Origin of the sequence: Streptomyces sp. NBC_01017, from assembly GCF_045162795.1 — a bacterium.
Classification (GTDB): Bacteria; Actinomycetota; Actinomycetes; order Streptomycetales; family Streptomycetaceae; genus Streptomyces; species Streptomyces machairae.
On sequence record NZ_CP108683.1, the window covers coordinates 2058069 to 2070126 of the forward strand.

Sequence of the window (12058 nt, forward strand, 5' to 3'; positions counted from 1 at the left end):
AATTGTTAATGGGATTCATTTTCATATAGCCTCCTCAGTGTTCACCCACCGAGGAGGTCCGTCATGGCTGTCCCCAAGCGGAAGATGTCCCGCAGCAACACCCGCCACCGCCGCGCCCGGTGGAAGGCGAACACGCCGCAGCTCGTGCCCGTCACCATCGCGGGCGTCAGCCACCTCGTGCCCCAGCACCTGGTGAAGGCCTACGAGCGCGGGCTGCTGCGCCCCGAGGGCTGACCCGGGGTGGCCGTAGGCCGACTCCCCCGCCGCCGTCCTGCCTATTCTGGTGGAGGGCCGGTCCTGCTCGCAGAGCGCGAGAAGGGAGCCGCGGGTGACCGAGCGGACGATGGACAGGGCGGCCGCGGACACGTTGCGGCGGGCCAGGGATGCCGCCGCGCGTGAGGCGTGGGCCGAGGCGCACCGGTTGCTGAGCAGCTTGGACGCCGGCCGGCTCACCCCCGACGACTGCGCCGCGTTCGCCGACGCCGCCTGGTGGACGGGCCGTGTCGACGAGTCGATCGCCGGGCGGACGCGGGCCTACTCCGGATATGTCACGGCGGGGGCCGCCCGGCAGGCGGGCCACTCGGCGTGGCTGCTGTTCTACGAGCACCAACTGGCGGGACGTACGGCCGTGGCCGCCGGCTGGCTGGGCCGGGCCCGGCGGCACCTGGGCGGTGAGCCGGAGTGTGTCGAGCAGTGCTACCTCGCCTGGGTCGACGCGGAGGATGCTCAGCGGCGCGGTGCGTTCGACGAGGCGATGGCTGCCGCCCGGCGCATGGCAGGGATCGCGCGGCGCCGCGGCAGTCCGGATCTGCTCGCCATGGGCGTCCAGGCGCAGGCGGGTGTGCTGGTGGCCCAGGGGCGCGTCCGCGAGGGGCTCGATCTGCTGGACGAGGCGATGTGCTCGGCCATGGCGGGTGAGCTCAGCTCCTTCTTCACCGGCTGGGTCTACTGCCTGGGCCTGCAGCAGTCCATGGCCTGCGTCGACCTGGGCCGCGCCGCCGAATGGACCGACGCGGCCATGCGGTGGTGCGCGGCGATGCCGGCCGAGAACAACTTCCGGGGACTGTGCCGGGTGCACCGGGTCGAGGTGCTGGAGCTGCGGGGCAGCTGGGACGAAGCGCTGGCCGAGGCCGAGCGGACCTGCGAGGAACTGCTGCCGTACGAGGGGCGGATGGCCGCCGAGGCGGTCTACCTGACCGGCCAGATCCACCGCAGGCGCGGCGAGCTCGCGGCGGCCGAGCGGTCGTACGGCCGCGCCCATGAGCTCGGCCGCGACCCGCAGCCCGGCCTCGCCCTGCTGCGGCAGGCCCAGGGCAAGGCCGACGCCGCAGCTGCCGCCCTGCGGCTTGCGGGCACAGTCGAGGCGGGCGGTCTCACACGGAGCAGACTGCTGGCCGCCCAGGTGGAGGTGTGCCTGGCCCTGGGCCGCACGGCCGAGGCACGCACGGCAGCCGAGGAGCTGGGCTCCCTGGCCCGCGACTGGCAGCGGCGGTGCGGTTCGCAGACGACTCTCCTGCACGCGAGCGCCGCCACGGCGTCCGGCGCGGTGGCCTTCGTGGCCCGAGACCTCGACCGGGCGCTGCCCCGGCTGCGCCGGGCGCTGACGCTCTGGCTGGAGCTGCGGGTGCCGTACGAGGCCGCCCAGGTGCGGATGACCCTGGCCGCCGCCGACCGGGCCGCCGGGGACGGTGAGGGGGCCCGGATGGAACTGCGGGCGGCCGAGCAGGTGTTCCGGCAGCTCGGCGCCGTACCGGACGCGCTCCGGGCGGCCGCTCTGCTCGCCGATGTGCGCCCGGGGCGGCCCGGTGGGCTCACCGAGCGGGAGATCCAGGTGCTGCGGCTGGTCGCGGCGGGCCGCACGAACCGGGCCGTCGCGGCGGAACTGGTGATCAGCGAGCACACCGTCGCCCGGCATCTGAACAACATCTTCGCCAAGCTCGACGTGTCCTCGCGGGCGGCGGCGACGGGGTACGCGTACCGGCACGGCATCGCGTGACCGTATGGGCCGTTCCGCCCATGCCCCGCGCCCCCTGGATGGGCGATTCCGGCGATGAGCACGGCCCCTGCGCGCGCGTACACCGGTGGTGTATCCCCTCCCGGCACAGGAACGGAGAGCGGCCGCCATGACCACCTCCACAGCGACCCTCGGCCACCGGCTGACGGACCGGCTGCGCGGCGACGTCGTCGTGCCCGGTGACCCGGCCTACGACGAGGCCCGCAAGGTCTACAACGCCATGCACGACAAGCGGCCGGCCGTCATCGTGCGGGCCGTCGACGCGGGCGACGTCGTCGCCACGGTGGACTTCGCCCGTGAGCAGGGCCTGCCGCTCGCCGTGCGCGGCGGCAGTCACAGCGTCCCCGGCCACGGTACGTGCGACGACGGGGTCGTCCTCGACCTGGGCCGGATGTGCGGGGTCCGCGTCGACCCCGCCGCCCGCACGGCGTGGGTGGAGGGCGGCTGCACCTGGGCGGACGTCGATCACGCCACGCACGCGTTCGGGCTGGCCACCACCGGCGGGGTCGTCTCCACGACCGGCGTGGGCGGTCTGACGACCGGCGGCGGCATGGGCCACCTGGCCCGGCGCTGCGGTCTGGCCTGCGACAACCTCGTCTCGGTGGATCTGGTGACGGCCGACGGATCCTTCCTGACCTGCACGGACGACCAGCACAGCGATCTGATGTGGGCGGTGCGCGGAGGCGGCGGGAACTTCGGGGTCGTCACGTCCTTCACGTTCCGGCTGCACCCCATCGCCGACATCCTCGGCGGGCCCACGTTCTTCCCGCTCGACGCCGCCGTGATCCGCCGGTACCGGGAGCTGGTCGCCGAGGCGGACGAACGTCTCGGGGCCGTCCTCGTCGTGGGGCTCGGACCGCCGGTGCCGTTCCTGCCCGAGCACCGGCACGGGCGCCCGATGTGCGGCGTGGTCACGTGCTGGAGCGGGCCGCCGGACGAGGACGACCGGATCCGGGACCGGGTCGCCGCACTCGGGCCGGTGCTGGGCCGGCACCTGGAGCGCATGCCCTACCCGGTGATCAACACCCTCTTCGACGAGCTGGTGCCCGCCGGGCTGTACCACTACTGGAAGGGCAGCTTCACCAAGGGCCTGCCGGACGGAGCCGTCGACGCCCTCGTCGAGTACGGCGCCACCACGCCCTCGATCCAGAGCGTCACGGTCGTCTTCCCCGTCGACGGAGCCTGCCACCGCGTGGGACCGGAGGAGACCGCCTTCTCCTACCGGGACGCCGACTACTCGGTCGCGCTCAGCCCGACGCTCACCACCCGTCAGGAGTGCGAGGACCGCAAGGACTGGGTGCGTGCCTTCCACCGGGCGCTCGAACCGCACTCCATGGGCGGTGGCTACGTGAACTTCATGGACGGCGACGACCAGGACCGCGTACGGGCCAACTACCGCGCGAACTACGACCGTCTCAGGGATCTGAAACGGCGCCACGACCCGGGCAACCTGTTCCGCCTGAACCACAACATCGCACCGTGAGGAATCCTGCGCGCTCCCAGGTGTTGAACCTTCCATGAGCTCCGTGATCGCCTCGACCCGCTTCTCCGTCCTCGACCGCTCCCGCACCCGCGAGGGCCGCCCGACCGGAGAAGCGCTGCGTGACACCGTACGGCGGGCGCGGGAGCTGGAGGAGCTGGGCTACCACCGCGTCTGGGTCTCGGAGCACCACGGCGTACCGGGAGTGGCGGGGTCCGCGCCGACCGTCCTGGCCGCCGCTGTCGCGTCCGCCACCCGCACCATCAGGGTCGGCACCGGCGGGGTCATGCTGCCCAACCACCAACCCCTGGTCGTGGCCGAGCAGTTCGGGGTGCTGGAGTCCCTCTTTCCCGGCCGTATCGACATGGGGCTCGGGCGATCGGTCGGCTTCACGGACGGTGTCCGCAAGGCGCTCGGGCGGGACAAGGGGGACGCCGAGGACTTCGCGGCGCAGATCGGGGAGCTGCTCGACTGGTTCCGCGGCACCTCGCCGACCGGCGTGCACGCGCGCCCCGCCGAGGGACTGACCGTGCCGGCGTTCGTGCTGGCGATGGGCGAGGGCGCGGACATCGCGGCCCGCACCGGGCTGCCGATGGTCATCGGTGATCTGCGGAACCGGGAGAAGATGCAGCGCGGGATCGATCACTACCGCGACCGTTTCCAGCCCTCCGCCTGGGCACGTGAGCCGTACGTCGTCATCTCCGGCTCGATCGCGGTGGCCGCCACGCCCGAGGACGCCCGGCGGCTGCTCGTGCCGGAGGCCTGGGCCATGGCGTACTCGCGCACGCACGGCACGTTCCCGCCGCTGGCTCCCGCCGAGCGCGTGGAGGCGCCGGCCATGACCGACAAGGAGCGCGGCTTCTACGAGGGCGGCCTCGCCGGGCACATCGCGGGCACCGAGGAGCAGGTCGCGCACGAGCTGGAGACGGTGCTGAAGGAGACTCAGGCACAGGAGGTGCTGGTCACGACGAGCACGTACGACCGTGAGGCGCTGGTGGACTCCTACCGGCGGCTCGCGCGGATCACCTCTGCGTGATCCGCGCGAGCCGTCGGCCGGGACGTCAGTCCGTGTCGCGCGGGTCGAACGACTTGGTGTCGATCGTCAGCGGCTTCGGGAACGCGGTCGCCACCGAGTCCCACCGCGTGAACTTGAAGTTGGTCCCCTCCCGGTCCCCGTCGGCGGGCGTGGCCTCGCCGTCGTGGGTGACGAGCAGGCCCTTGGGGAACGAGCGGCCGAGCGGCACGTTGACCACGGCGGCGCCGTCGGAATGCTGCACCCCGTCGGTGGCGGCGCTGTCCGTGACGGTGAAGGAGCCGAGGTAGGCGTTGCGGCCCTGGCGCTCGTACACGGCGAAGGTGTTGTCGCCCTGGCTGGAGGCGAGCAGGTATCCCTTGCCGTCGGCGGCGTGGTAGATCGTGGCGCCCTCGGCGTCGGCGCTCAGGTGCTCACCGCCGAAGCCGGGGTCGCCCGCGGTGTCGATGACGCACTCCTCTTCCCCGGCGTCATACGTCCACGGAGTGCCGTACTCCCGCACCCGGTCGATCAGCTCGGGGCGGCCGAACTCCTCGTCGTCGAGGTCGACCCGCCACAGCCCGACGTCCTCCTGGGCGGCGTACAGGACGTGCTCCTCCTGGTCGACGACCATGCCCTCGACCTGCGCGTGGTCGCCGGGGTCGGCGCACGGCGTCCAGCTCTTGCCGTTCGGCAGCGTGAAGGAGCCGGGCAGGTCGAGGGTGTCCTCGGCCTCGTAGCCGACGCGGCCGTTCCGGTCCTCCAGCTGCAGCAGCCGTACGCGGGTCTCCGAGCGGCGCGACACGGCCACGTAGGCGTTGTCGTCGTCGCTGAAGGCGGCCAGCCCGTAGGCGGTGCGCTGGTCGTCGACCTCGGCCTCGCCCGCGGAGAAGACCGGCGCGACGCCGGCCGCGGTCACGTCCCTCAGCGGGGGCCTGCCCGCCGCCACCGCGGCCGGGTCGATCGCGTAGGCCCGGACACGGTCCCGGCCGCGGTCGCTGACCAGGGCGAGGTCGGTCTTCTTGCCGCCCAGTTCGAAGCCGTGGACGACGTCGACGTTGTTGAAGCGGCCGGGGGCGGCGTCCTCGCCGGGTGCCGCGGGCGCGGCGATGTGCTGGAGCCGCTTGCCGTCGAGGCCGTAGACGTCGAGGCCGGCCTCCTTGAGGGTGCTGATCACCAGGCTGCGGCCCGCGTGGTGGGGGTCGACCCAGACGGCCGGGTCGTCGGCGTCGGCGTTGCCGCCCGCCTCGTCGTCGTACACGGCGGGGGTCTCCACGCGTGCGGAGACGGAGACCGGCTGCGGGGCGGACGCGCCCGTGATCATCAGCAGCGCGGCGGTGAGAGTGCTCAGAGCTGAGGCGCTCACGATACTCCTCGGTAGGAAGAGAGACTGGCGAGACGGTATGGGGGGCCGGTGTGGGTGAGCCGACGGCATCGTGAACAGCAGGTGGCTCATACGGCCCGCGCGCCCCGTTCGTTTAGAATTGCGGAGTTTGCCCACGACACCGACGCGCACCTTCCGGAGCCCTCACCCATGCACTCCCCGCACGACCCCTACGTACGCGTCCGCGGCGCCCGCGAGCACAACCTCAAGGGCGTGGACGTCGACATCCCACGGGACGTGCTGGCCGTGTTCACCGGTGTGTCCGGGTCGGGGAAGTCGTCGCTCGCCTTCGGCACGATCTACGCGGAGGCCCAGCGGCGCTACTTCGAGTCGGTCGCGCCGTACGCGCGCCGGCTGATCCACCAGGTCGGCGCCCCCAAGGTCGGCCAGATCACCGGGCTGCCGCCCGCCGTGTCCCTCCAGCAGCGCCGCTCGGCGCCGACGTCCCGCTCCTCCGTCGGCACGGTCACCAACCTCTCCAACTCCCTGCGGATGCTGTACTCCCGGGCGGGCGACTACCCGCCGGGTGCCGAGCGGCTCGACTCGGACTCCTTCTCACCGAATACGGCCGTCGGGGCGTGCCCGGAGTGCCACGGGCTCGGGCAGGTGCACCGTACGACCGAGGAGTTGCTGGTTCCCGATCCGGGGCTGTCGATCCGGGAGGGCGCGATCGCGGCGTGGCCGGGTGCCTGGCAGGGCAAGAACCTGCGCGACATCCTCGACGCGCTCGGCCACGACGTCGACCTGCCCTGGCGCGAGCTGCCCGCCGAGCAGCGGGAGTGGATCCTGTTCACCGACGAGCAGCCGGTCGTCACCGTGCACCCGGTGCGCGACGCCGACCGCATCCAACGGCCGTACCAGGGCACGTACATGAGCGCCCGCCGGTACGTCATGAAGACCTTCGCCGACTCCAAGAGCCCGACCCTCAGGGCGAAGGCGGAGCGGTTCCTCGCCGCAGCGCCCTGCGCGGCGTGCGGTGGCAGCAGGCTGCGGCCCGAGGCGCTGGCGGTGACCTTCGGCGGCCGGACGATCGCCGATGTGGCCGCGCTGCCGCTGACGGAGCTGGCCGGTCTGCTGGAGGGCGGCTCCTCGGAGGCGGCCCGTGTCCTCACCGAGGACCTCAAGTCCCGTATCGGGCCCGTCGTCGAGCTCGGCCTCGGTTATCTGAGCCTCGACCGCGCCACGCCGACGCTCTCGGCGGGCGAACTGCAGCGCCTGCGGCTCGCGACGCAGCTGCGGTCCGGGCTGTTCGGTGTCGTGTACGTCCTCGACGAGCCGTCCGCGGGGCTGCACCCCGCGGACACCGAGGCGCTGCTGACGGTGCTGGCGCGGCTGAAGGCGGCCGGGAACACGGTGTTCGTGGTCGAGCATCATCTCGACGTCATGCGCGGCGCGGACTGGCTGGTCGACGTGGGACCGCGGGCGGGTGAGCACGGCGGGAAGGTGCTGCACAGCGGGCCGGTGGCGGAGCTGGCGGGGGTCACGGAGTCGGCCACCGCGCGGTTCCTGTGCGACGGCTCGCCTGCCGCCGCACGCCAAGTGCGTGCCCCGCGGGGCCAGTTGAAGGTCGGGCCGGTCAGCCGGCACAACCTGCGCGGGGTGACCGCCGAGTTCCCGCTCGGTGTGTTCACGGCCGTCACCGGCGTCTCGGGTTCGGGCAAGTCCACGCTGATCGGCGAGATCACCGAGGAACTGGCGGGTGTGGGCCGCCTGGTCTCGGTCGACCAGAAGCCGATCGGCCGCACCCCGCGCTCCAACCTCGCCACCTACACCGGCCTCTTCGACGTCGTACGCAAGGTGTTCGCGGCCACCGACGAGGCGCGGGTCCGTCGTTACGGCGTCGGGCGGTTCTCCTTCAATGTCGCGGGAGGACGGTGCGAGACGTGTCAGGGCGAGGGGTTCGTCAGCGTGGAGCTGCTGTTCCTGCCGAGCACGTACGCGCCGTGCCCCGACTGCGGCGGGGCTCGGTACAACCCCGAGACGCTCCAAGTTGCGTACCGGGGGCGGAACATCGCGCAGGTGCTGGACCTCACGGTCGAGGGGGCGGCGGAGTTCTTCGCGGACACCCCGGCCGTGGCCCGCAGTCTCGGTGCCCTGCTCGACGTGGGCCTCGGCTATCTGCGTCTCGGGCAGCCCGCCACCGAGCTGTCCGGCGGTGAGGCCCAGCGCATCAAGCTGGCGAGCGAGTTGCAGCGCGGCCGGCGCGGCCACACGCTCTACCTCCTCGACGAGCCGACGACCGGACTCCACCCGGCCGACGTCGAGGTGCTGATGCGCCAGCTGCACGGGCTCGTCGACGCCGGGCACACCGTGGTCGTGGTCGAGCACGACATGGCCGTGGTCGCGGGCGCGGACTGGGTGATCGACCTGGGGCCGGGCGGTGGCGACGCGGGCGGACGGATCGTGGCGGCGGGGCCGCCCGCCCAGGTGGCGCGGGCGAGCGGCAGTGCCACGGCGCCGTATCTCGCGCGCGTGGGCCTCAACCGCGCTTGATCCGTCCGCGCATGGCGAGCACCGCGAGACCGAGGAGCACGGGTTCGATGAAGCGGCTCACCATCTCGATATAGGTGCCCCACATGGTCAGCTCCTGTCCGCTGGACCGGAAGATGACCGAGTTCAGGACGATGCGCAGGGTCTTCTCGAAACGCTCGGAACTGAACCGGTCGGCAAGGGGCAGAGTGAGCGCTGGGCTCGGCTTGTCGATCTCCAGGGTGACGTGGCCGCCGCCACGTGGCAGATTGCCCGAGACGGTCTGGTCGGGGCTCTGGTCCGGCAGGCCCAGCCCGAGCATCAGGACCATCGTGGCGCACATGGCCAGCAGCAGCCAGGCAAGGGCGCGCGAGGCGCGCAGACCGTAGCCCGACAACAGCCAGTAGGCGTGCAGAAGCCACCGCTCGGCTCGCGTCGTCTCGGTACGGTCGAGGCGACGCATCTCCATTTCGCCGTAGTAGAAGTCGGCGGCGCCGGGCTCGTCCTTGTTGTCCTCCAGCGCCTTGCGCAGCTGACGGTAGAGCTGGGCCACGTGGGCGGGTTCCATGACCGTCCCGGGCAGGTCGTCGGTGACCTCGACCCAGGCCTCGCGGTTGCGGGCGCGGTACTCGACCGTCCGTCTGAGCAGGTGCTCGTCCGCGATCGCCCGGCGCTTCGCCCAGCGCAACGGGATGCCTCCGTGCACGCCCCAACTGCGCCTAGGGGAAGCGAAGTAGCACTCGCCGCTGATACGTATCTGGTCGAGGTGGTGGGCGCCGAAGAACACACACCGCCGTAACGACATGTCGACGAGGGTGAGATACGAAAGGTCCGCGCCCCGGACCGAGACCAGCTCGGACATTCGGAAACCGGACAGGCGACGCCGGAGCCACACTTCGTCCATATGGCTGCCGTCGGGCAGCCGGAACAGCCCGTAGTGCTGGAAGAGCGACAGTCGGGCGGCGAGGTTCGCGTCGGTGAGGTCGACCTCGGCCCGCTGCACCAGCAGCTCGGACGACGCCAGGAACGTCACCTCACGGCAGTGCAGCCGCGGCACTGCCAATTGAAGCCGTACCGGCTGCTCCAGCTGCGCACCCCTGAGGCGGACCTCTTCGGTGCAGAAGACCATGCCCTCCACGGGCCCCGAGCAGCGGGCCCGGGACAGGTCCAGTGACCCGGTGACATAGGCGCCGTTCATGGCGAGGGCTCCGCGGAACTGCGCCCGCGAGAAGTCGACGGCCGCCTCGAAGCTGACGCCGTCAAAACCGGCGTCCTCTTCGAACACGGCCCTGCCGAACTCCGCACCACCACGAAAGCAGGCCCCCTCGAAGTTCGCCGCGCCCTGGAAGGAGGCATCACGAAAGTCGGCGCGCCCGGAGAAGACGAACCCGCGGAAGTTGGCGTCGCCCGAGAAGACGGCCTGGTCGAAGCGGGCGTCGTAGAGCACGCCGTGCGTCCAGCGGCGCAGCTCGACGATGAGTTCCGAGGTGAGGGGCACGCCACGGAAGTCGGCACGGCTGCCGGCGGTGACCGACAGCAGGGCGATCTGGCGGTCGGCGGCGCTGACATGGGCGAGGCATCGCCCCCGCTCCCGCACCAGGACTCCGCGGCAGTCGGACTGCCCGCACGTGGGCCAAGTCGGCGTAGGCGCAACGGTCATGGCGGAATGATCGCCGAACCAGTGGGTCCACGCACTCGCTTGGAGTGAATCAGGCTCGGCCGCCGCCGGTGCGAACAGGCAGCCGACGGCGAACGACACCTCCAAGACCGGTGCTGAGCTGAGCCGCCTCCGCCAGGGACCGGCGGTCGGGACAGCTGCCCGGTGCTATCGGCTCCCGCACCTCCGCCTCCGCGACCAGCTCGCGTGCCCGCACGACCCGCCACACCGAGGTGAGGAGCGAGTCCGCGCCGACGAACGCGGCCGCCGTGTCGGGCGTGCCCTGGGCCGCCCGGTAACGCAGGCGGACCGGCTGGACCGGGACGCCCGCGTCGAGGGCTGCCTGGAACGCGGCCCGGCGGAAGTGGCCCTGCGCGCGGCCGCACCACGTGCTGCCCTCGGGGAAGACGGCGACCGCGTCGCCGGCCCGCAACGCCTCGGCGATCCGGGCCACCGTGCCGGGCAGGGCACGGATCCGGTCCCGGTCGATGAACAGGGCACCGCTGCGGGCGGTCATCCACCCCGCCACCGGCCAGTCCCTGATCTCCGACTTGGCGAGCATCCGGGCCGGACGGACGGCGGCGAGCAGCGGGATGTCCAGCCAGGAGACGTGGTTGGCGACGAGCAGCAGCCCGCCTTCGGGCGCGGCGCCGCCGTCGATCCGTACCCGGACGCCGGCGGCCCGTACGACCCAGCGGGACCAGCGCCGGACCAGTGCGCCGGGTATCCGCCCGCCGAGCGGGGTGAGCAGGAATCCGACGATCAGCAGGAGCAGGACCGCCGCGATCCGCAGGGCGGCCAGGGGCAGGGCTCTCGCCGGTCCCGTCGCGTCCACGCACCCCTGGGGGGTGCAGGGGGCGCTGGGCCGCCAGAGGGTCGCCACCTCGACGGGATGGGCCAGCGGCGCCGGTACGCCGGTCGCCTGGGCCTTGCCAGCGGTCGCCGTGGGGACACCGACGGCACCGAGGGAGGGGGTGCTCATGGCCGCCACGTCCGTCACGCCGGGACGAGGGAGAGGAAGTGGCGTAGGTAGCGCGAGTTGACCCGGCGCATCGACAGCAGCACGTACATGTCGGCGACCCCGAACTCCGGGTCGTGCGCGGGCTCGCCGCAGACCCAGGCGCCGAGGCGGATGTAGCCGCGCAGGAGGGCCGGGAGTTCCATGCGGGCGGCGGGGGCGGGCTCGGTGGGCTGCCAGGGCCGCAGCGGTCGTACCCGGTACTCCTCCGGGGCGAGGTGCTTGGCCTGCACCCGGTCCCAGGTGGCCGCCGCGAGCTTGCCGCCGTCGGCCAGCGGGATCGAGCAGCAGCCGGCCAGCCACTCGTGGCCGCGGTCGACCATGTAGCGGGCGATGCCGGCCCAGATGAGGCTGATGACGGCGCCGTCGCGGTGGTCGGGGTGCACGCAGGAGCGGCCGACCTCGACCAGGTTCGGGCGCAGTCCGTCGATGCGGCTCAGGTCGAACTCGCCCTCGGAGTACAGCCGGCCCGCGACCGCGGCCCGCTCCGGCGGGAGCAGTCGGTAGGTGCCGACGACCTGGCCGGACACCTCCTCACGGACGAGCAGGTGGTCGCAGTACGCGTCGAAGGCGTCGATGTCGTGGCCCGGCTGCGGGGTGGTCAGCTGGGCTCCCATCTCACCGGCGAAGACGTCGTGCCGCAGCCGCTGGGCGGCGCGCACGTCCTCCTCGTTGCGGGCGAGGCCGACGGTGTAGCGGGTGGGTGCCGTGGGCTGCGGGGGACGGTCGACGGTCAGTACGCCGGTCATGGCTTACTCCTGGTCACGGGCCGGGGACGGCGAGCGGAGCTCGGTTGGAGCGGTGCGATGTGCCGCCCCTGTTCTTCCTATGCCGGTTGGCGTATGCGTGACCTGTGCCAGGAGAGTGGATGTGCGAATGTTGAACGGCGTGAGCCGGTACCGGCCGTCCATGTTCCGGTGTCCGGCCGGTCAGCCGGGCGATCCAGTGCTGTTCACCTGAGGGGCGCGGAAACGCGAGACGGGGCCGGAGAGCACCACTCCCGACCCCGCCCGTCCGCACCTTT

The 12058-nt window shown here is 72.4% G+C and carries 9 protein-coding genes; 5 read left to right on the top strand and 4 right to left on the bottom strand.

Translation table 11 applies throughout. The features are described 5' to 3' along the window. Positions 1-63 precede the first annotated feature (63 nt). From rpmF to OG331_RS09645, 4 genes are all read left to right on the top strand, one after another. Complete coding sequence (rpmF, locus tag OG331_RS09630; protein ID WP_406193971.1) at positions 64-234, top strand: 50S ribosomal protein L32; 171 nt, start codon at positions 64-66, stop codon at positions 232-234. Positions 235-328: 94 nt separating this feature from the next. Then, on the top strand, positions 329-1996 hold the full coding sequence (locus tag OG331_RS09635; protein WP_406193973.1) for a LuxR C-terminal-related transcriptional regulator: 1668 nt from the start codon (positions 329-331) through the stop codon (positions 1994-1996). A 127-nt stretch (positions 1997-2123) separates the two neighbouring features. Further along, complete coding sequence (locus OG331_RS09640) at positions 2124-3497, top strand: FAD-binding oxidoreductase (protein WP_406193975.1); 1374 nt, start codon at positions 2124-2126, stop codon at positions 3495-3497. A gap of 34 nt (positions 3498-3531) precedes the next feature. After that, positions 3532-4530 (top strand): LLM class flavin-dependent oxidoreductase, encoded by a 999-nt coding sequence (locus tag OG331_RS09645; protein WP_406193977.1) that lies wholly within the window; start codon positions 3532-3534, stop codon positions 4528-4530. A gap of 25 nt (positions 4531-4555) precedes the next feature. On the opposite strand, the gene OG331_RS09650 is transcribed toward OG331_RS09645, so the two are convergent. Beyond that, the gene (locus OG331_RS09650) at positions 4556-5872 is read right to left on the bottom strand and encodes a phytase (RefSeq protein ID WP_406193979.1); all 1317 of its coding nucleotides are present in this window, start codon (positions 5870-5872) and stop codon (positions 4556-4558) included. A gap of 168 nt (positions 5873-6040) precedes the next feature. On the opposite strand from OG331_RS09650, the gene OG331_RS09655 reads away from it, so the two are divergent. Further along, entirely contained in the window at positions 6041-8383 is a 2343-nt protein-coding gene (locus tag OG331_RS09655) for an ATP-binding cassette domain-containing protein (RefSeq protein WP_406193981.1), read from the top strand. Here the strand turns inward: OG331_RS09655 and OG331_RS09660 are convergent. The 3 genes from OG331_RS09660 to OG331_RS09670 are packed head-to-tail and all read right to left on the bottom strand — an operon-like array spanning position 8370 to position 11783. Further along, positions 8370-10019 (bottom strand): pentapeptide repeat-containing protein, encoded by a 1650-nt coding sequence (locus OG331_RS09660; protein WP_406193983.1) that lies wholly within the window; start codon positions 10017-10019, stop codon positions 8370-8372. The two genes, OG331_RS09655 and OG331_RS09660, sit on opposite strands and share 14 nt — an antisense overlap. Before the next feature lie 49 nt (positions 10020-10068). Continuing rightward, complete coding sequence (locus OG331_RS09665) at positions 10069-10998, bottom strand: lysophospholipid acyltransferase family protein (protein WP_406193985.1); 930 nt, start codon at positions 10996-10998, stop codon at positions 10069-10071. Between the two features lie 14 nt (positions 10999-11012). Continuing rightward, entirely contained in the window at positions 11013-11783 is a 771-nt protein-coding gene (locus tag OG331_RS09670) for a GNAT family N-acetyltransferase (protein WP_406193987.1), read from the bottom strand. Between the last annotated feature and the right edge of the window lie 275 nt (positions 11784-12058).

Coding starts and splice junctions, on each gene's coding strand:
- OG331_RS09645 (WP_406193977.1), top strand. CDS start 3,532: ATGAGCTCCGTGATCGCCTCGACCCGCTTCTCCGTCCTCGACCGCTCC.
- OG331_RS09665 (WP_406193985.1), bottom strand. CDS start 10,998: ATGAGCACCCCCTCCCTCGGTGCCGTCGGTGTCCCCACGGCGACCGCT.
- OG331_RS09670 (WP_406193987.1), bottom strand. CDS start 11,783: ATGACCGGCGTACTGACCGTCGACCGTCCCCCGCAGCCCACGGCACCC.
- rpmF (WP_406193971.1), top strand. CDS start 64: ATGGCTGTCCCCAAGCGGAAGATGTCCCGCAGCAACACCCGCCACCGC.
- OG331_RS09660 (WP_406193983.1), bottom strand. CDS start 10,019: ATGACCGTTGCGCCTACGCCGACTTGGCCCACGTGCGGGCAGTCCGAC.
- OG331_RS09655 (WP_406193981.1), top strand. CDS start 6,041: ATGCACTCCCCGCACGACCCCTACGTACGCGTCCGCGGCGCCCGCGAG.
- OG331_RS09640 (WP_406193975.1), top strand. CDS start 2,124: ATGACCACCTCCACAGCGACCCTCGGCCACCGGCTGACGGACCGGCTG.